Below are 20,534 nucleotides of genomic sequence, written 5' to 3' on the forward strand. Positions count from 1 at the left end.
CGGTAGGCGCCGGCCATAGGGGACGTGCGCATGATTTCGCAAAGGACGCGTGCTCACCGCGCGTGCAGGACGCTGGCATTGTGGCTGGCCTTCGGGCTGGCGTTGATGCTTTCCGCCACGAGCGTACAGGCCACAAATTACGTCTATGACGCTAACGGCCGTCTGGTCGTGGTGACCAATGACGATGGAGAGAGCGCCCGGTACGTCTACGACGTGATGGGCAACATCATCCGCATCGAGCGGGTTGAAGCCTCCGAACTGCGCATCTTTGCAATGACGCCGAGCCATGGGACCGTGGAGACGCTGGTTTCGATCCGTGGGCAGGGTTTCAGTAGCCAGTTGTCGGACAACACTGTTCTGTTCAATGGCGCGACCGCTACGGTTGCCTCGGCGACCGCCAACGAGCTAAAGGTTACCGTGCCCTTTGGGGCGACGACGGGTCCGGTGACGGTGGCCGTCGGCACACGTAGTACGACCAGCGATGCGCCGTTCGTCGTCGATGACACTGGGCTTCCACCTGTGATTGGTGAGGTGTCCCCCGACATCGCGGTTGCAGGCGATACCCTTTCCGTCAGCGGTTCTCACCTGTATCCGATTCCAGGTAAGACGTCGCTGCGTCTCGATAGCCGATCGCTGGACGTTGGGCCAGCCAGCAACAACGTCGCGCTGTCAGCGCTCGTATCGCCCAGCGCCAGTAGTGGGCATATTTCCGTACAAACGCCGTATGGCCTGGCGGAAGGTCTGCAGACAGTAATGGTAGTGCCGCCGGGGATAAGCCCAGCTTCCATTGCGTCGAAGGGCGTAGCTACGCTTGACGCAACCGCGGCGACGCTCACCATTGCCGATACTACCCATCAGGCAGCACTCTTATTCGACAACGCGGGCCAGTCGTGGATCACGCTGCAGTTTTCCAATGTTTCGATTCCTTCATCGGGGCTGAAATATTCGGTTTACGCGCCAGGAAACACACTCCTGTTTCAAGGGCTGTTCTACTCCGGCGGCCAGGCATCGATTCATTTGCCGAGGCTCTCCGGTACCGGTACGTATCTGGTGCTGTTCTCGGTCAGTGAGGGCGGTGCCAGCTTCACGGCCGGCGTCCAGGGCGCAGCGAAGGTAAGCGACGCAGTAACCACGCTCTCAGCTGAAGGGACATCGCAGAGTGTACGTGGCACGTTTTCCGCACGGGCCGGCGATACGCTGGCGCTGAAGATCGTAGGCGCCACGACGAGCCCTGCGAACGCAAACGTTGGCTACGAGGTACGCACGCCGGGTGGTGTTGCGTATACATGGGGTTACTTTGCCGGGGCCGGTGGCCTTAACATGCCTGCGATAACCGAAGCCGGTACGTGGCAGGTCATCGCGTGGCCCGGATTGGGGTACACCGGCAACGTCCAGGTCGCTGTAGTCAAGGGCCTGGTAGGTACGCTGCCCCCCGATGGGGACTTTCAGCACTTCGATGCAGCAACCTCTAAGCAGAATGCCTACCTTGACTTTGAAGCTTCAGCTCTCGGTAACTACGAGCTGGCGATAGCAAACGCTACCTTAGAGGGCACATCAAACACAGCCTATGACGTCAACGTATATGGTCCGGCAGGCAATCAGGTAACCTCGACAAGCTGCTATACCTCATCGCCTGGTGGCGGATGCGGTATACATCTTTGGTACCTGTCGCCCGGCCGCTATAGCGTCATCGTCAGCCCTGTCTATGACGGAAGACTTCATTTCGATGCGGCACTTAGGACGCATCTCAAGGGGCGTTCCCTTCCGCTCGATCAGATAGTGAACATCAATCTGTCGGCCGGGCAGGCTGAGCGGTTCACGTTTGCTGGTACGACCGGCCAAACCGTTGCCATCCAGGTGGCGAGCGCCGCCACGACACCAGCGGGGCAGGGTACAAGGATTCTCATCTACCGACCCGATGCAGGCGCCATTATGCGGGGTACTGGTGCCTACGTAGATGTGACAGCTGGCACGTCCGGCACGATCAATCTTCCCAACCTTCCGGTGTCCGGAAACTATACGGTCATCGTGCTGCCCGACTACGGTCTCGCCGATGCTGTCCAACTTGCCGTGGTCTCGGGAGCAGCGAAGACGGTAGTGGCGGATGGCGACGTTGCTCATCTGGCCGCCACGGTGGACCGGCAGAACATCTACATCGACTTCGACGCGGAGCCGAATCGCCCCTATGAGTTGACGTTCAGCAACATCACGTTGACAGGGTCAGCGTATCCACAGTTCTACGTGACCGTGTATGACAACGTAGGTCGCCAGATCACGTCCGATTCGTGCACGACACAAGGCTGCGAATTGCACCTGTGGCGGTTGCCACCGGGTCACTACCGGGCGGAGGTGACCCCAAATTATGGTGGGATTTTAGGGTTTGATGTCAGCTTTCGATCGCATGTGACGGGACGTGTGATAGCTAGAGACATTCCCCTGCACTTCGACCTGGCCACGGGCCTGGCCGAAGAGATCGGTTTTGACGCCGAAGCTGGTGACACGGTTGCGCTCCAAGTGGCGAACATCGCCAGCGACGGCGGTCGAGGCGTTCGCTTCCTCCTGTACAGCCCGGACGTCGGTGCGATCATGAATACAACGCGCGCCTATAGCGATTTCACAAGCGCCAGTTCGCAGCTCATCAATTTGCCCAATCTTCCTTCGACCGGCCATTACACGCTACTCGTCTTGCCTGTTGGCGGCTCCGCTGCAACCGGCGATGTGACCATGGTGTCTGGATCGGCAGGAGAGCAGGGTGCAGGCGATACGAGCGGAACGTACGAAACCCATGTCTCCGGCCAGACGTCCTACATTCAATTCACTGCCGAAGCGAACGAAGATCTTGAGTTGACACTTGCCAATCTTTCGCAGACGGGTTCGGCGTATCCCCAGTTTTACGTCGACGTCTACGACAGTGCGGGCCGCTATATCCGTGGTGACGGATGCGCTTCGAACAACGTCGGTGCGAGTTGCCAGCTACATCTCTGGAAGCTGGCTGCAGGTCGCTATACGCTGCAGGTGCAGGCGAACTACGGGGGTACATTACATTTCGACGCCCTGATTCGTCACCTTGGGGCGGGACCCACGTTGCAACGTGAGGTGCCGGCTCACGTTGTACTTCAGCAGGGGCAGCCTACGCAGATGACCTTCGACGCTGCGGCCGGCGAGACTGTGGTGCTGCATGTCGAGGGCGCCACGACGCACCCCGCGGGCGCGACCATTCGTTACATTGTCTATCGCCCTGATGTAGGCCCGATCGTTGCTGCAACACCTGCGTATTCTGATTTTCAGGTCGGCGACAGCGGGGTAGTGAACCTCACCAACCTGCCGGTGAGCGGGAAGTACCGGATTTACATGCTGCCGTCTTACGGTCTAGCGGCCGAGGCGACCTTGACGGTCATGAACGGGGTCGCGGCTGCAATGCAGTCGGGTGCGGCGGCGGTTCACTTCGAAACGCGCCTGAACGGACAGAACGGTTACGGGTCCATCACGGTCGGACCGACGCAAAACGTCGAGTTGACGTTGTCCAACCTGGAACTGGTGGGAGCCAGTACGCCGGCGTTTTCAGTCTATGTCTATGACCTTGCCGGACGGCAGGTGGCGACGCAAACCTGCTACACGTCGTATCCGGGCTCCAGTTGCGAAGTACATCTCTGGGGCTTTGCCGCGGGTAAGTACAATTTTATAATCTGGCCAAACTACGGTGGCACGCTCAGCCTGGACGCGATCGTACGTGCCCATGCGCAAGGACCGGCGCTATCGTCTGGCGTCTCGACAGGCTTCGCGCTCGGGACGGGGCAGGTCGAGCGCTTCACGATCAACGCCAATGCGGGCGACACGCTTGAGCTGCAGGCTTCCGAAGTGATCCCCGCTGCCATGGGTGCGGGGGTGCGCTTCATTGTGTATCGCCCTGACGCGGGCTATCTGACCACTGCTACAACCGCTATTGGTGATTTCACAACGGGTCAGGCCCAGACCATAAGTGTGCCTAACCTTCCCGTCGCAGGCGCGTACGTGATACTTGTCTTGCCAGACTACGGTCTGGCTGCATCGGGCAAGCTCCGTGCCACAGTGTCGGCAGGCAACGCCTCGCCCATACATCAGGCGACCAACCTGCCTCTGGATGGTGCAAAGCATGCCTTTGCGTCCACCGGCGAGTCGAAGGATGTGACGCTAACCTTCGATGCCACCTTGGGCGACAACCTGCAAATCACGCTTGCGGACGAACTTCAGGATGGTGGGAAGGGAGGCTACTTCTATGTCCAGGTCTATGACCCATCGGGTCTGAACATCGACAACTACTATTGTTATCCCGTCGATCCCGCTTGCGCTCGGAGCTTGTGGAACCTTGCGACCGGTACCTATTCTGTGGTCGCCAGGCCGACGGGAAGCACGCTGGCGTTCAACGTCGTAGGCCGGCCGAATACGGTGAAGGGCGCCTTGACCCCGGGCGTGGCGGTGGATATTACACGCGGACTTGGCGAGGCACTCCGATACACATTTCACGGTGATCAGGGGAGCACAGTGTTGCTCCGCCTGTCCGATCTGGCCTCGACGCCTGCCGGTTTCTACACCAACGTGCTGGTCTACCGTCCCGATGGTGGGAAGATTGTCGAGAGCAACCCGTATACAAGCTTCTACTCGCGTGACCACCTGTCCCTTAACCTGTCGAACCTGCCTGCTAGCGGTGACTACTTCGTCATCGTGGGCGGTGATGAAGGGCTACCGCAAGCGGGAACATTGACACTCTTCAATGCTCAGGCGGACACCACGGTATCCGTGTCGCATCCGAATCACTTTGCATCCAGTGCGGCAGGGCAGAATCTGTACATGCAGGTGGACACTGGCACGGGGGGCGACTTCGAGCTGAATCTTCACACTCTCACCGGTACGGGCGGAAGCTATTACTACGTGTCGCTCTACGATCCGGACGGGATCAACGTCGATAACATCTATTGCTACCTTGCCGACCCCGCATGCAATCTGCACCTCTGGAACGCGCGTGGCGGTATCTACACCGCAGTCGCCCAGCCGGTCGATGGAATGGCCGTTGCCTTCGATGTGTCGCTGACCCGTGATGTCGATCGCGGTGTCCTGCAGGTCGGGACGCCTGCGGATACGACGCACGGCCTGGGTGAGGTGCTTCGCTACCGCTTCCACGCCGACCAGGGCCAATCGCTCGCGCTTCGACTGGACAACGCTACGACATCAACCGCGGGCTACAGCACGTCTGTCCTGATATATCGTCCCGATGGCGGATTGATCCAGGGAAATAACTCGTTCAGCTCGATGTACTCGCGGGATACACATCTCGTGGGCCTCACCAATTTACCGGTGAGCGGTGACTACATCGTTGTCGTGGCAAGCGACGCCGGGCTCGGTGGATCGGGCAGCCTGTCGTTGGTGAATGGGGTCACGGGAAGCACGGTGTCTGCAGATACCAGCCAGCACCTTCAGGCTAATACTTTGGGGCAGAACATCTATTTCAACGTAGATACAGGAGCGGGTGGCAACTTCGAGCTTGTACTCAGCGGTGCAGGCGGGGCCGGTCGGTCGAGCTATTCCTATGTATCGATCTATGATGCCAATGGTGTCAACGTCGACAACTTCTACTGCTATTTCAGTGATCCGGCATGTACTCGTGATTTCTGGACAAAGTCTGGGGTGTATACGGTCATTGTCCAGCCGCAGTCGGACGACCAGATCCACTTCGACGCTTCCCTGGTCAGGCATCGGGAAGCTGGCAGCATGATCTTGGGTCAGCCGCTCGATATAAGTCACGGTCTTGGCGAGTTCACGCGTGCGCGCTTCCATGCGGAACAAGGCGAGACGGTTGCTCTGCGGCTGAGCAATCTTGTTTCCACACCTGCGGGTTACAACACGGGCATCTCGGTCTTCCGACCCGATGGTGGTCTTATCGTCTCCGGTGTCCCGTACAGCAGCCTTTACTCTACTAACGGCCTCACCTTGAACTTGCCTAGTCTTCCGGTTTCGGGCGACTACACGGTGGTAGCGAGTACGGACTATGGTCTCGCCGGGAAGGGTAATCTCACCGTAGTCGAGGGTGTGACAGGCTCGGTCGTGTCGGAGACCACGGTGCAGCACATTGCGACTTCTGTAGGTGCACAGACGGCGTCGATCGATGTGGATGTAGGACCGGGTGGAAACCTGGAGTTCGTCGTTGAGAACGTAAAGATCGTCGGAACTACAAACAATTACTTCCAGATGTTCGTATACGATCCCAAGGGCATCAATATTGCGAACTATTACTGCTACTCCACCGACCCCGCCTGTATCCAGGACTGGTGGAATATGTCGCCCGGAACGTACCGAGTGTCAATGGTCCCTGCGGGAGATCAGATGCTCTCGTTCGATGCTTCCGTTACGAGGAACCTCGAGCTGGGGCCGATGACCTACGGTGTGCCAAAAGATCTGACGCATGGCCGTATGCAGGTGGCCCGGACGTCCTTTGATGCATCGATCGGCGATACGGTAAGGCTGACCTTTGACGACATCGTCGCCGATACCGCGAGCCGATACACGACGATTTCGGTGTATCGCCCGGATGTCGGTCTGATCACGCTAGGTAATGCGTACGCACGAACCAACGACAGTACGGTTAAGACGCTGACATTGCCCAACCTGCCTGTTGGCGGCACTTATATAGTAATGATTGGCACTGACTGGGGCGTGTCCGCTCAAGGGCATATCACCGCCGAAAAGGTGTCGCCATGACAACGCGGAATGAGAAGGGAATGAAGGGGATTCGCATGGAAAAGTCGAGCATATGGGCTGTTGGCTCGGTCGTGGCTCTCAGCGCGCTGACGCTCGCGGTAGCGCATCGCTTCACGGTCGAGGCGCCTGCCTCGATGCCGACGCCGTTTCCCTTGGGTAGTTCACTGGATCGCTCGGACGTGACGCTATCCGACGGGCGGACTTTGTCTCTGCGCGACGGAGCGCTTTCGCTAGCGGGTAAGCGGATTGCCTTGTCGTCGCCGCGCCGATTCGCGTCGCTTACCGTGATGCCCACCGGTCAGGTGCTGGTCTGGGGCGGTATCGATGACGAAGGTCGGCTGGTGGAGACAGGGGAGTGGTTCGAGCCGTCGACAGGTGCGTTGGTGACGACGGGACGCCTAGGTCTGCCGCCGCGAGCGGCACATACGCTTAACGTGTTGTCAGACGGTACGTTGGCGATGACCGGTGGTTGGGGCGTGGGTAACGTGCCGGCGCATGATGTGGCGCTGTGGCGTCCGTTGGATCGTCATCTGGATCTGCTGGCTGGCGATCCGGCCCATGTACGCATGAAGTCGGTAGCGTCGTTGCTGGCTGACGGCACGCTGCAGATTGTGGGCGGAGTCGACGAGATCGGCCGACCGATTAATGAGGCGTGGCTGTTTGGTCGTTCGGAGGCCATTACTGCGGTTAAGCCGCATGGCGTCGTTGCTTCGCTTCCCACGAAAGACAAAAGCGGTGCCTCGCCCATTGGGCCGCTCGCCCTACGCTTCAGCGAGCCCGTCGACGTTGCCGGGTTGGGTGGAACCGTGTCGCTATTGGGTCCCAGTGGCGTAGTGAAGACCCGTGTAATTGGCACCGAAGGGGGCAGGCTGGTCTTTGTCCAGCTGCCGGATGAACTTTACCCGTCAGCCCGCTACACGATCTTCGTCCAGGGGCTGCATACCGCCAAGGGCGATGTAGTGCCTTATGAGGCGATTGGCTTTACGACCAAGGCCGCTCGTGGTGGTGTAGTCCTGGCTGGCGAAGGCCATCAGCCCGGTACCACGGCTCCAGATTCGGCTCAGCCGCCGATCTTCGTCATGGCTGGTGCCGGCAAGGTCGCGCCCTGCAAGCCGGTTGATGCCTTCCATCTTTGCCGCGACAAGGGCCAGGTCAAGGACGGGGCGTTCTACCCCGGCCAAGACAATGTTGCTACCAGCGATGGCGGACACTGGCGCCTCTACAGGGATCGCCAGATGCTTCCCGACACAAAGCAGCTCGAGGCCGACTTACCCAAGGGAAGCACGGCTTTGATCGGACAGGTTCGTCAGATCGACGAGTCGCCGATTGCCAATGTTGAGATTAGCGTCGACGGGCAAAAAGTACGAACGGATGGACAAGGCGTGTTCGTCCTGCAGCATGTGCTCGCGGGTCGCCGTGAGCTGTTCGTGGACGGTCGCCCAGCGGGCTCAGCGAACACGGAATACGGCCGCTTTATCGTGGGTGCCGATGTTACGGCGTCGACGGTTAACCACATGCCATTCGTGATGTACCTGCCGCGGGTGCTGGATCGCGACAAGATCGCGCTGCCCTCGCCGACCACGCGTGAAACGGTGCTGACACACCCGGACATGCCGGGCCTGGAGCTACGTATCCCTGCCGGTGCCGTTTTCAAGGACCGGGACGGTAAGGTGCTCAACGAGATCGCGATCGTGCCGACGCCCGTCGATCATGCGCCGTTTCCATTGCCCGATAACTTCCCGATGTACTTCACTATCCAGCCGGGCGATGCAGTGGTGCAGGGTATGACGCCGGAGGCTGCGAAAGGTATCCAGGTGGTGTATCCGAACTACGGCAAGCAAAAGCCAGCGGATAAGGCGGACTTCTGGGTCTACTCGGCTGAGAAGGGCTGGGATATGTATGGCACGGGGCATGTGTCCGGGGACGCGAGTCAGCTGGTCGCCGACAAAGAAACACGGTTGGTCTGGGCGCTCGGCGCTGGCGCATCGACGAATCCGCCCCAGGAAGACAACGGTAAGAAGCCCAATAACAAATGCGCAGCCGATCCTGTTGATTTGAAAACAGGTCAGTTTTTGAAGCGTTGGCAGGACCTTTCGGTTGCGGATGTCATGCCCTTGAGTATCGACAGAACGGCGACAAATCTGGCAGCCGTGGGTTCGCCGTTCGGTCGTGGTACAGGCACTGCGCTTAACCTTACGCTTTCTGCTCAGCAGGGTTTCGATACCCCGCGGCTCGTTTTGGCTTGCGGTGAGGCAATCGAGTTTCACCTTGTTAGTGGGCAGGCTGTTTGGCCGCTTGTGGGGACGGTCTGGCGCCACAGCGATACGCAGTCGGTGTTTTACGGGGCGACGCTCCAGTTTCTCAACGACTCTACCGCTGAAGGCGCCCACTGGATCGTTACGCTCAAGGACGGCAGCCAGTACTGGTTCAACAGGCACGCGCCTAACAATCTCTATCGCCGCGTAGATCGCGCCGGAAATGTCACGCAATATTTGTACAACGGGGGCCTGCTTTCCCAGATAGTGTCGCCCAACGGACGAACGATCGATATCGGATTCACCAGTAATAACGTTATAGGAAAAGTATCCGATCAATTGGGTCGCACCGTTCATTACGAATACGCATCGTTTTCCGGGACGCAGTCGGCGCTCGACGGGTGGATGCTAAAGCGAGTCACATATCCCGATGGGACCTCAGAGGAATACACGCACCGGATGGTCGACGGCGTGCAGGCATGGCTGATCGAATCGATCAAGGACAGAAGCGGAACCGTCCAGTTTACGAATCAGTTTGAAACGAAGGTTAGCGGCGTCGTAACGGGTCAGGTTTATACGGACGGATCTTCCACAAGCATCGCTTACGAAAGGGGCGGTGCCGATAACAGCATCATGGCTGCGACGGTCACCGATCAAAATGGGCACAAGGAACGTACGGAATTCGATCCGGTCAGCGGCTATCCCATCGCTGAGACGTTGGCCTATGGAACGCCACTGGCTCAGACGAGAAGAACTGAACGATCCGCTGCTGGGCAAGTTCTCTCCCGAACTGACATCGCCGGGCGGAAAACCAATTATCAATACGATACGAACGGAAACGTGACGGCCGTCACTCGCATGGCTGGAACGTCCGACGAATCCACGGTTCGCTATACCTACACAAACGATGCGCGCATCGCGTCCATGACCGACGCTTTGGGCAACAAAACCGAGGTGGCTTACGAGGGGGCTTGCGCATCGATTCTAACTGATGCGACAGGGCGTTCGGTACACTTCACATGCAACGGGGCGGGGCGGCTAACAAGTGTTTCCAACGATGCGGGGAGCACGTACCAACTCGGATACAGCGGTGGTGACTTAATCTCCATCACAGACCCTCTCGGTTCGGTCACCCATTTTGTCTATGACGTCGTCGGCCGCCGCGTGGCTACCATTGCGGCGGATGGATCAGTCACTCAATCCGCTTTCGACTCGAACGACCGCATCATCTCACTTGTCGATGGCGACGGGAAAATGTCGCACTTTGACTATGACTCCATGGGAGATCTAATCAAGGCAAGTTTGCCAAACGGCTCTGAGTTGACGTTCGACTTTGACAACATGGGTCATCGCGTATCATCAGCGGATGCGCTCGGGCGCGAGGAGAAGTTTGGCTATGACGCCAAAGGCAATCTGACGTCCTTCGAAGATCGAAAAAGGCAGGTGACCACCATTACCTACAACGAGTTGGACCTTCCGACGCTGAAGACGTTTGCGGACGGTTCGGGTATCTCGTACACATATGGAACTAATAACAGGCCGGTTGAGGCTCTGGATACCAGCGGCGGACGACTTGCCTGGGCGTACGATTTGTACGATCACGTTTCTTCGGAGACGACTCCGCAAGGCAGCATTTCTTACACTTACGACTTCGCTGGTCGGCGAACTGGCATGTCGACAAGCGATGGTCAATCGCTTGCGTACGATTATGATGCAGGCAATCGACTTCTAGCTATCCGTAACGGGCAAGGGGCCTATCGATTCGACTATGACATATCAGGTAGAAGGTCGTCGTTGTCGTTCCCGAACGGTGTTTCCGCCCGATATTCATATGATGCCGCGGGTTCATTAGTGGACCTCAGTTACCGTGACTCGTCGAATACCGTACTGAGTGAGTCCTCATACAGTTACGATTCTGTGGGGCGTCGTCTGGTGCAGGGTGGGAACGTGGGTACGATGATTCTGCCGGGGGCGACGGCGTCCGATCATCAATTTGATCTGGCGAACAGGGTGACAGTTGGCAATGCCGCTTCGTATGCGTACGACGAAAATGGAAACCTGACATCTGACGGTGCGCGAACGTTTACATGGAATGCTCGAAACCAGCTCGTCAAGGTCAGTTCCGGCGGAAGCGATCTGCTTGCGTTCGGCTACGACGCTTTGGGCCGACGTATCACGAAGACGTCGGACGTTACCAAGATCTATCGCTACGACGGACTTTCCGAAGTGGCGGAGACGGTCGGTGGTAAGACATTCTTGCTTATTACTGGCGATTCAGTTGACGAGAAGCTCTCTCGAACTGATGGAAGCACTTCCGAGTATTACTTGGCAGATGCACTCGGGTCATCGGTCGCATTGACTGACAGTCAGGGTCGCGTAAGCACTCGCTATGGCTATGACGCGTACGGCAAAACTCAGGGCATTGGAACCTCGACAGAAAACCGCTATTTATATACCGGTCGTGAACTCGATGATGACGATCTCTACTATTACCGATCCCGATACTACGTGCCATCTGAGGGACGATTCCTGAGCGAGGATTCGCTAGGCCTTTTGTCCGGGCAGCTCAATAACTATCAATATGTCGGAAGCGCACCCACCACGTATACTGATCCTAGCGGGCACTGCCCGACCTGTCTTGTAGGGGCGATCGTTGGTGGCCTAATTGGCGGTGTGACGGGCTATATCTCCGACGGTTGGCGCGGAGCAGCGGCGGGTGCTCTGGCGGGCACAGTTACGGGTGCGCTGGGTGGACTGATTGGCCCTGCAGCGGGGGCCATCGGTAACAGCATCGCTGGGTCCATTGGCGCAGCACTCGCGCGCGGCGGCGCCACTGCGGCTTATGGTGCTCTCTCAGGGGCCGCCGGAACCATTGCCGGTAATCTCTCAGCGAATAAACCGGCGATGAAAAGGGCTGGCTACGGTGCAACTCTTGGTGCTCTGGCTCCGCTGATGTCAGGCGAGGCAGGCGTTGCCGCGGCAGGGGATATTGGCCTTGGGCTCGCGGGCGAAAGCGTGTTCGGTGGTCTATCTGGAGTCATCGGTGGCATCGGAGGCGTGCTGGATCCACTTGGTGATTGCGCCGAGTCCGAGCCGCAGGCGCCTCCCCCGCCAGATAATCACTTCCCATGGGCTAGTATGAATTTTTAGCGAACAGGTTCTCAAAGTACATGCCTGAAAAAATTACCTTCAAATATGGGAAGCTCCCGTTACTAGCCTTGCTACTTTCGGCAGCTGTATTCGCCATGGCGGCTTATGCCTTTTTCAGGGCAGCTATAGTATTCACTTCCGGCGATCTGATCTATTTCTTGGTGGGTATTCCTTTTGTCATTGCATTTGTGACGTTCCCGATGTTCGCCTATCAAGATGTCGTGGTTTCTTCTGAAGGTATTGGTAGATCGTTCTTCGGTGTGCCAAACGGATTTGTCTCATGGGACAAGATCACAAGCGTACGCTGCGGCGATCTTTCCGCAGCGGATCGATCCGTAGGCAACTACCATCTCCGTGTAGGCAATCGTGCGATCTTCGGAGGGGTTCGAGTCATGACAATGATCGATGATGTCGAGATGTTGGTTGCACGAATTGACGCAGAGGTGTCGAAGCGGGCAATTCCGATTACAGCCTGGGATGTCAATAAGCTGGTCACGTTGGATAGACTGCCTAGCCCCAAGAAAGGAGCGGCTGCCTGGAGCTGAGTGCTGGAAGAGTGGGTCGGAAGTAGTTTAAAAATGGCGTATCTAATCTTCCCAGTATGCGTGCTGTCCGTACGCACAAGTAGGTCGCGTGATGATATCCGGCTTGTCCCGTGCTTCAGTTATCTTCTTCCACTAAAAGGTTTAGTGGACGTGTGTAGGACGCTCCCTTCAAGGGGAGCGGCAGCTTGTCGTTCGCGTGACTGCAGTTAAATGGTCGTGGCATATGGTGACCAGGCTGCATGGTGCCCAGCTGCGGTGCGGTTATTCGGTTAGAAGCCGATCTGATTGTGTGAATTTCGGTCGGTGCGCTAAGTCCTTTGCCGCAATTATTGGTGTTCACAAATAATTGAAGCTGATGACCTTCGGTACGGTTGCGTCATCCGCCCGCCCCAAGCACCTGCCGACAGAACCCCACAGCCCCAGCCTGCACGTCCTCAAGATACGGCCGAAACCCCGCGTCGTACGCCGCGAATGCCGCCGCATACTCGCCACCATGCTGCTCAAAAGCATCCGCCAAAGCGGCCGCCCCATCCAACGCCAGCGACCCGCCTTTCCCCGCCGCCGGCGACGCGCAATACCCCGCATCCCCAACAAGCGCCACCCGTCCTTTCGTCCAGGCGGGCATCAAGATCTGCGTAATAGGCCCAAAGTAAAAATTCTCCGCCCGCTCCACTTCCGCAAGCAGCGCAGTGATAGGCCCCTCCATCGTGGCAAACCGATCCAGCACAATGCGCCGCTGACTATCCTTGTCACGCCAATCCACATCCAGCTCATCTGCCGAAGCGAACAACAGAATGATGTCGGTCTTCCCGTTGTACGTATTCACGGAAACGAACCGACCATCCTCCCCGAACATATTCGACGTGCCTTCCGGCAGCAAAAGCCTGTCGAGGATCGTGACCGCCCCATACGCCCCAAGGAAATGCGCATAGTCTTTTTCGGGACCAAACCAAAGGCTACGCACGTTGGAATGGATGCCATCACAGCCAAACACCAGGTCGAACCGACGGTCGGAACCCCTCTCAAACGACACCGACATACCCGCGTCGTCCTCCCGCATCGACCGAATACCGTCGTTGAATACAAACTCGACGTGGTCCTCAACCGTGTCGTACATCAGCCGAAGCAACACATCCCGCTCGATCTCGTAATCGACATCACCCGGCATACCTTCGCCGTCCTTCTCGTCCCGAAACCTCGCCTCCACATGCTCCGGCCCAGAAAACGCCGTCAGCGTCTTGATGATGCGATGTGACTCGATCTGCTCGAACAGCCCCATACGACGCACCACGTCGACGGTAGCGTCCTTAATATTGACCGGCGTCCCTCCGCGCTTGAGAGCCGGCGCCGCTTCCACAACCGTCACGTCATAACCGAGGCGCCGCATCCAGTAGGCCGTCGCCAGCCCGGCGAAGCTCGCCCCCGAGATCAAAACGCTTTTACCCTGTGCCATGTCATCACTCGTGGTCGGCTAGTGGCTGGTATGTGATCCCCTTAGGCAGCCCGGCGCAAGCCCCAGGCGTCATCGCTCCCCTTGACCCAGTTCTCACTCCCCACCACCCCAACCCTGCAACACTCCCCAGACTCGCAACCGCCGTCCACCGCTCCACGCTTCAGACGAACGGCCCTTGCGTGCACCTGTCCCGCCGGATCACCGCCCACGGTCCGGCGTTGAGCGGGGTGTGGGGGAGGGGAGCCTCCATGGCCCTTCGTGGGTATCCAGAGGAGCGTTTCTCATCATGCGAGTGCATACCCTGCTGGCAGCCGCCAGCCTGACGGCCTTGGCCGTCGTTTCTCCCACCTCGGCCACCGATCGTCCCCACCTGGCCGATCCCCAGTGGGATGGCCGCACCGCCGTCGCCCGTGCCCGCGTAGCGGCAGACGTACTGATGGCCTCGTACGACCCCGGCAAAGCCTGGTTCCCCGCCAGTTGGTGGAACTCCGCCGTCGCCCTGCAGACCATCGGCGACTACATGCAACGCACCGGTGACCGTCGCTACCTCGGCCAACTGGACAACACCTTCGAGAAGGACAAGGGTGCGTTCCCCGCCGGCGTGCTCTCGGGCGATCCGCTGCTGGGCAACTTCACCAGCCGCGCCATCGATGACTCCGAGTGGTGGGGTCTCACCTGGCTGCAGGCCTACGACCTGACCCACGATCCCAAGTACCTAGACATGGCGGTCACCATTGCCGACTACGTCAACGGCTACTGGGATACCTCCACCTGTGGCGGTGGCGTCTGGTGGGATGGCGAGCGCACTTATAAGAATGCCGTGACCAACGGCCTGTGGATTCGTCTCACGGCCGAGCTGCATAACCGCCTCCCCGGCGACACGCTGTGGCTGGGCCGCTCGCGCGCCGCGTGGTCATGGTTCCAGGGCAGCGGCATGGTCAACGCCGATGGCCTGGTCAACGACGGCCTCACCAACGCCTGCACCAACAACGGCCAGGCCGTGTGGAGCTACAACCAGGGCATGCTGATCGGTGGCGGCCTGGAACTGTGGCGCGCCACCGGCGACCCCGCCATCCTCGTTAGCGTGCGCCGCCTCGCGGACGCCGCCATCGGCCCGAACGGTCTGGTCACCGATGGCATCCTGTCCGAACGCTGCGACGCGTCCGACCAGACCTGTGACGACAACGGCAAGCAGTTCAAGGGCATCTTCACCCGCTACTGGACGGACCTGGTCGACACCACCCACGACCGCCGCTACGCGGCCTTCCTCGATCGACAGGCCAAGAGCGTGTGGGACAACGATCGCGACGCCGCCGGACGTCTGGGCACCCGCTGGTCCGGCGCCACCAGTGATAGCCATCCCAATGTATTCGACTGGCGCACGCAGGCCAGCGCCCTCAGTGCCTTGGTCGGCGATATCCCCGCCACGCCACCGCACGAATCGCTGGCGGCCACGCTGTCGCCGGCGCAGCCGGTCATCATGCCCTCGGCGTCGGGCGTCACCTCGGTCGCGCTCGATCTTGGCATCTCCGCCACCGGCGTGCTGCCTGTGCAGGCGTTGACGGTAATCGACACCCCCGCAGGATGGCGCACCACGCCACGCGCCGCCCGTCTCCCCCTGCACCCCCGCGGCAACGCAACGCCCGTGTACGGCAACGTTCCCTTGCAGCTCACGGTGCCGGCGACGGCGACCGACGGACACCATGCCGTCACCGCCAATGTCGCGGCCGCCGGCCTGGGCTTCAGTACGCAGGCCGACGTGCTGGTGGCGCACGCGATCGACTTCGACACCGGGACGGTAGATGAGAATCCTTGGCTGGTCGATGCCGGCGGCTCGCAGAGCAACGGCGTGCAGAACCGCTTCGCCGACGGCAATGCGCACTTCACCTATCGGTTCCCGTTCCCGGCCGATACCACGTCCGCCCACGTCACCCTGACCATCGATGCCGAGTACCTGGTGCAGGTCAGCCTCGACAACGCGCACTGGACCACCGTGTTGCAGGAAGACCGCCCGATCACCGACGGCTCCAACAAGGCCGACCACAGCATCGACCTGACCCCGTACCTGGGCCAGGCCAGCAACGGCTCACGGCCGATCTATCTCAAGGTGTCGGACTCTTTCCCCAATGATGGGTGGGGCGGGCGCGTGTACCACGTGGCGGCCACGATCGTGCAGTAGCGGTACGGGCACCTCCGCCCCTGCGTGAGCAGCGGCGGAGGTGCCTTCCTATGTTGCGGCCATGGGCAGGACGCCGGGCGGATAAAGCCGGAGGGATCGGATATCGTTCGTGCTACCACCCCGACCGAGTCCAGGCACGATGCGCTTCCCTGTTCCGCTCGCGACGCTTCTCACCTGCCTCATCGCCCAGGCCGCCACGGCCCGCGACCTCGGCGTATCACCCCTCACGGGCGAGCAGCGCGATGACGTCGCCAGCTACTACGACAACGGCAGCCAGATGCTCAAGGCGCTGGCTTATCCGGATGCCTATAACAATCTGCGCATGCTGGCCTTCGGCGGTAACCGCAACGGTCCGACAATCGACGGCAAAAGCTACGTCTCGCTGCATGCCTACGGCTTCATCGAAGACCACGGCGGCTATCTTGCCAAGTGGGAGATCAAGGACACCAACGGCAGCCCGCTCTGCGGCATCCAGCCACTGACGTCACTGGTCGATGTGATCGACGCGGGTGACGGCAATGCCTTGGTGGTGGTGCCGTACTGGATCGATTGCGACGGCCTCGATCCGGCCACGGTGAAACTGATCACTGTCTACAAGGACACGAAGTACGTGATCCGGGGAAGCCTTCCCCGGCAACCGGGAGACGAGATCACGCGTGTGCCGGGCGACAACTTCAAGGCATTGCCGGAGGCAGTGCAGAAAACGGCGATGGCGTATTACGACAAGGTCGAGGCGGCGGTGAAGAAGGCCTCGGGTTGGACGTCTCCGAACTAAAACGGAACGGCATCCCGGACGAAATGGCCCGCTTTCTCATCCCCGCGACTACAGACAACCGCAAGTTGATTTGTTACGTTCGTCACGTCGCCTGCGCCGGGTTCCACACGCACCGCAGGCGACCACCGCATCAAGCGGTGAAGCGCGGCCCAAGGGTGCTACCAACACCCCTGGACCGCTGACCATAGCCAACTAAACGAGAGTTGATCATGGCTAACACCGATCATACGGTACTCGCTCGCCCGCCGAATCCCCCCGGCGACACCCCCACCGGTTACCGGGCGGTCTGCATCCCTCGCAGATACGGTTGAAGAACCGCGGCGCCTGCCGTCGGAGTTGAGATTTTTCCCTGCCGAATCACGCGGCACGTTGTTGCGTGAGCGGCAGAAAGGCGAGCGCCGCTACACACGTCGTCAATCACACCGTCCGGCGCCCGGCCACGGGCAGCCGTGAACCCGCGAATCCGCATGATCCGCGGCACACCGCGTTCCCACGGTGTGCCGCACCTGGAATCGCGAACGACGGTCGAAAGGAGAATGCGATGACTACTTCGAACGAGCATCCGACACCGGACCGGATGTGCTACCACGCCGACCCGGAAGCGACCGCCCATGCGCTGTTGAACGAAGCTACCGAATGGCTGCAGTTTGCGCGCGGGCTGACCGGACTGCTGGCCGACCTGATCCACGAGGCCGATACCGTGGATTGCAAGCGCATGGCCTTGGGTCTGGAAGCCATTGGCGCACTGACGAACATGGGCGTGCAGTGCGCGGCACAGGCGCATGTGCGGGTGTGTTGGGAGCAGGCCCAGAGAGGATGCGAGCTGGGTGACGGAACGGGACGCTAGCTTAGTTCGACCCCAGTTCCGGCGTCGTCTTCTCCAGGATCTTCATCGCCTTTGCGTTCTCCGCCTGCCATGCCGAGAGCTCGGCTTTGGTGGTTGGCGTCGATCCCGTAGCCCGGGGGTTACCATCGGTCGTGGTGATGGGTGCGTGCGCGTTGGCGGTGTTGCTCGCATTCCTTGCGGCATAAGGCGCCGGTGCTACCGCGTGCGACGCGTAGTAATCGGAGTAGGGCGCTGCGGGGCATGCCTGAACGTCGCGCGCATTCGCCCGGGCGTTAGCCGCGTTCTGCGAGTTCGCGCGGAGGATTTCGACGGACATGTTGCTGAACACGTGCGGGATATAAAAGCAGAAGATCAACACCATCGCGGCGAAAGCCACAAGTCTGGCGGCAATGGACTTCGCCGAGGCCGGATGCCTCCTTCGCCGGTGGCGCCTTTCCACCACCCAACTGGGCATCTCGTCCCGGGCCGAGGAATAGGGCATATCCATCTCCGGGATCGGACCCAGCATGGCGCGGATCTCGGCGCCGCCGATCAGCTGGATCGGCATGTACTTCTCCGCCGAGCGCATCGCATGATTGGTGAACTCACCGGACGATATAAGGACGGCGCGCTGTGCACCCTGGGTATGCATGACGCCGATCAATTCGTGCACGGCGTTATGCGGCACCTGACCGGTGTTCCAGTGCTTGCACTGCACCACGGTGTACTCGCCGCCGCGGAACAGCTTGAGGTCGATGCCGCCGTCGCTCATCCCCAGCGTGGCCCCGGTGCCGGTGTGCTCCACGCGGTAGCCTTGCCCGCGGTAGTACTCCGCCACACGGTGCTCGAAGTCGTCCCAACCCACCCGGGTAAGCGAATCGTCCCACCGTGAGCGCACGGGCTTCCAGCGGTTACCCATGACTGATCGCCGGGCACGCCGCACAGGCCGGGCGCATCTGCGCCGATACGATCGAAGCCATGTGTTCCCCTTGATACGCGGTGTGCGGGTTCCGCAGGGATGAGCCGAGCGGTGAAGAATGATTCTACGTGCACTGTCGAAACTCACAATCGTCTTGTGCGTGCGTTTACGGCAGGCAGTGGGTGCACGTTCTCGTGCACTTATGGTGCGCCCGGAGGCTGATCAACTGGCTACAGTATCTATTCACATGCTGACCTATCGATGATTTAAGTTACTGAATATAAATATATTTGACGAAATAAATCTATTCATGTATCTATTCATTCATGCCTGCATCTGCTATCGCTGATCGACTCCTGACTATTCTCCGTAAGGAGGGTGCAACTACCGCTCGCGAGTTAGGTCGGATTCTCGGGCTAAGCCAGCCCACGGTGTCTCGAGCCCTCACTTCGGTATCCGAGCACGTGGTTCGCGTTGGGCGTGCCCGACAGACTCGATACGCAGCGGTTCGCAATGTCCGCGGCCTCGGCTCCCAGTGGCCGCTTTTTCGCATCGATCAAGAGGGGCGTCCTCATTCGTTCGGTAAACTGACAACGCTATATGGGGCGGGTAGCTTGTTGTCCGGTGTGTCTTGTCCCTGGCTGAGAGACGAGTTTGCCGCAGGCCTGTTTCCTGGCGTCCCCTGGTTCCTTGATGACCAGCGACCGCAGGGCTTTCTGGGTCGCCAATTCGCTCAGCAATGGCATCGTGAGCTGGGATTGCATCAGGACGTCCTGCTTTGGAACGACGATGCCGTGCTCACGGCGCTTCTGCTGCGTGGAGAGGATGGGCCCGGCAACTTCGTGCTCGATGACGATGCGCTCGAACGGGCTTTGCAAGCCAAGCCAAACGCGCTTCCGGAAAATACCCGTGCGTTGCGCTATGGGGAGATGGCAGAAGCTGCGCTGGCGGGAGATGTCGTCGGATCATCGGCAGCCGGCGAACAACCCAAATTCACCGCGTCCGTCATCGACGCCGCAGGCCATATCCGACACGTCATCGTGAAATTCAGCGAGCCTGTCGACAGTGGCCCCATGGCGCGTCGCTGGGCGGATCTCCTGATCTGCGAACACCTGGCAGGCAACGTGCTGTCTGAACACGGCCATGCAAGCGCGCCAAGCGAGCTGGTCGAGTCGCAGGGCAGGGTATGCCTTGAGGTCACACGCTTTGATCGCATGGGCGCGTACGGACGTCGCGGCTGCGTAAGCCTGGCGGCATGGAGTGATGCGCATGACGGCATCCGTGACGATTGGGCTGCTGCGGCCACGCGTATGCATGGTGGTAACTGGATCGACGAGTTTGCGTTGGACCAGGCGCGGCAGCGATGGTGGTTCGGGCGCATGATCGGCAACACCGACATGCACTTCGGCAACCTGTCGTTCTTCCTCGATGACAGCCTTCCACTCACGTTGACGCCCAGTTACGACATGCTGCCAATGCTCTACAAGCCCGCCGCAAACGGCGCCATTCCCGTGCGTAACTACACGCCTGCCACGCCATCCCCGCGTGATATGGCCTATTGGCATCGTGCCGCGATCTGGGCCGAACTGTACTGGGCACGGGTGGCCCAGCATGCGGGCGTGAGTGACGCCTTCCGGCGCATCGCAGATGCAAACGGTGCCGCGGTGCGTGCAGCCATCGAGCGGTTCGCCTGACGCGGT

Annotated in this window: 9 protein-coding genes; 7 read left to right on the top strand and 2 right to left on the bottom strand. The window is 59.8% G+C overall.

Annotation, left to right across the window (positions count from 1 at the left end; all coding sequences use genetic code 11):
- Positions 1 to 30 precede the first annotated feature (30 nt).
- The 3 genes from FA89_RS07405 to FA89_RS20130 are packed head-to-tail and all read left to right on the top strand — an operon-like array spanning position 31 to position 12,682.
- Positions 31 to 6,732, top strand: coding sequence for an RHS repeat domain-containing protein (locus FA89_RS07405; protein ID WP_036139672.1), 6,702 nt, complete (start codon positions 31 to 33; stop codon positions 6,730 to 6,732).
- Between the two features lie 35 nt (positions 6,733 to 6,767).
- Entirely contained in the window at positions 6,768 to 12,137 is a 5,370-nt protein-coding gene (locus FA89_RS07410; RefSeq protein WP_185754273.1) for an RHS repeat domain-containing protein, read from the top strand.
- A 20-nt stretch (positions 12,138 to 12,157) separates the two neighbouring features.
- Positions 12,158 to 12,682, top strand: coding sequence for a hypothetical protein (locus FA89_RS20130; RefSeq protein ID WP_185754274.1), 525 nt, complete (start codon positions 12,158 to 12,160; stop codon positions 12,680 to 12,682).
- A gap of 376 nt (positions 12,683 to 13,058) precedes the next feature.
- Here FA89_RS20130 and FA89_RS07415 read toward each other — a convergent pair whose 3' ends face one another.
- On the bottom strand, positions 13,059 to 14,135 hold the full coding sequence (locus FA89_RS07415; RefSeq protein ID WP_036139674.1) for an FAD-dependent monooxygenase: 1,077 nt from the start codon (positions 14,133 to 14,135) through the stop codon (positions 13,059 to 13,061).
- A 286-nt stretch (positions 14,136 to 14,421) separates the two neighbouring features.
- On the opposite strand from FA89_RS07415, the gene FA89_RS07420 reads away from it, so the two are divergent.
- The 3 genes from FA89_RS07420 (at position 14,422) to FA89_RS07430 (ending at position 17,936) form a co-directional block, all read left to right on the top strand.
- Positions 14,422 to 16,314 (top strand): glycoside hydrolase family 76 protein, encoded by a 1,893-nt coding sequence (locus FA89_RS07420; protein WP_051938608.1) that lies wholly within the window; start codon positions 14,422 to 14,424, stop codon positions 16,312 to 16,314.
- A gap of 139 nt (positions 16,315 to 16,453) precedes the next feature.
- Entirely contained in the window at positions 16,454 to 17,089 is a 636-nt protein-coding gene (locus FA89_RS07425) for a hypothetical protein (protein WP_036139676.1), read from the top strand.
- Between the two features lie 541 nt (positions 17,090 to 17,630).
- Positions 17,631 to 17,936, top strand: a complete 306-nt coding sequence (locus FA89_RS07430) for a hypothetical protein (RefSeq protein WP_036139678.1) — start codon at positions 17,631 to 17,633, stop codon at positions 17,934 to 17,936.
- Between the two features lies 1 nt (position 17,937).
- Here FA89_RS07430 and FA89_RS19135 read toward each other — a convergent pair whose 3' ends face one another.
- A complete protein-coding gene (locus FA89_RS19135) occupies positions 17,938 to 18,834 on the bottom strand; it encodes a restriction endonuclease (protein ID WP_051938609.1) in 897 nt (298 codons plus the stop codon).
- A 326-nt stretch (positions 18,835 to 19,160) separates the two neighbouring features.
- Between FA89_RS19135 and yjjJ the strand changes: the two genes are divergently transcribed.
- On the top strand, positions 19,161 to 20,528 hold the full coding sequence (gene yjjJ / locus FA89_RS07440; protein ID WP_036139679.1) for a type II toxin-antitoxin system HipA family toxin YjjJ: 1,368 nt from the start codon (positions 19,161 to 19,163) through the stop codon (positions 20,526 to 20,528).
- The last annotated feature ends 6 nt before the right edge of the window (positions 20,529 to 20,534 follow it).

Origin of the sequence: Luteibacter sp. 9135 (assembly GCF_000745005.1) — a bacterium.
Lineage (GTDB): Bacteria > Pseudomonadota > Gammaproteobacteria > Xanthomonadales > Rhodanobacteraceae > Luteibacter.

Excerpts from the sequence above, each read along its gene's own strand:
- FA89_RS07405 (WP_036139672.1), top strand. The coding sequence starts at position 31 with ATGATTTCGCAAAGGACGCGTGCTCACCGCGCGTGCAGGACGCTGGCA.
- FA89_RS07410 (WP_185754273.1), top strand. The coding sequence starts at position 6,768 with ATGGAAAAGTCGAGCATATGGGCTGTTGGCTCGGTCGTGGCTCTCAGC.
- FA89_RS20130 (WP_185754274.1), top strand. The coding sequence starts at position 12,158 with ATGCCTGAAAAAATTACCTTCAAATATGGGAAGCTCCCGTTACTAGCC.
- FA89_RS07415 (WP_036139674.1), bottom strand. The coding sequence starts at position 14,135 with ATGGCACAGGGTAAAAGCGTTTTGATCTCGGGGGCGAGCTTCGCCGGG.
- FA89_RS07420 (WP_051938608.1), top strand. The coding sequence starts at position 14,422 with ATGCGAGTGCATACCCTGCTGGCAGCCGCCAGCCTGACGGCCTTGGCC.
- FA89_RS07425 (WP_036139676.1), top strand. The coding sequence starts at position 16,454 with ATGCGCTTCCCTGTTCCGCTCGCGACGCTTCTCACCTGCCTCATCGCC.
- FA89_RS07430 (WP_036139678.1), top strand. The coding sequence starts at position 17,631 with ATGACTACTTCGAACGAGCATCCGACACCGGACCGGATGTGCTACCAC.
- FA89_RS19135 (WP_051938609.1), bottom strand. The coding sequence starts at position 18,834 with ATGGGTAACCGCTGGAAGCCCGTGCGCTCACGGTGGGACGATTCGCTT.
- yjjJ (WP_036139679.1), top strand. The coding sequence starts at position 19,161 with ATGCCTGCATCTGCTATCGCTGATCGACTCCTGACTATTCTCCGTAAG.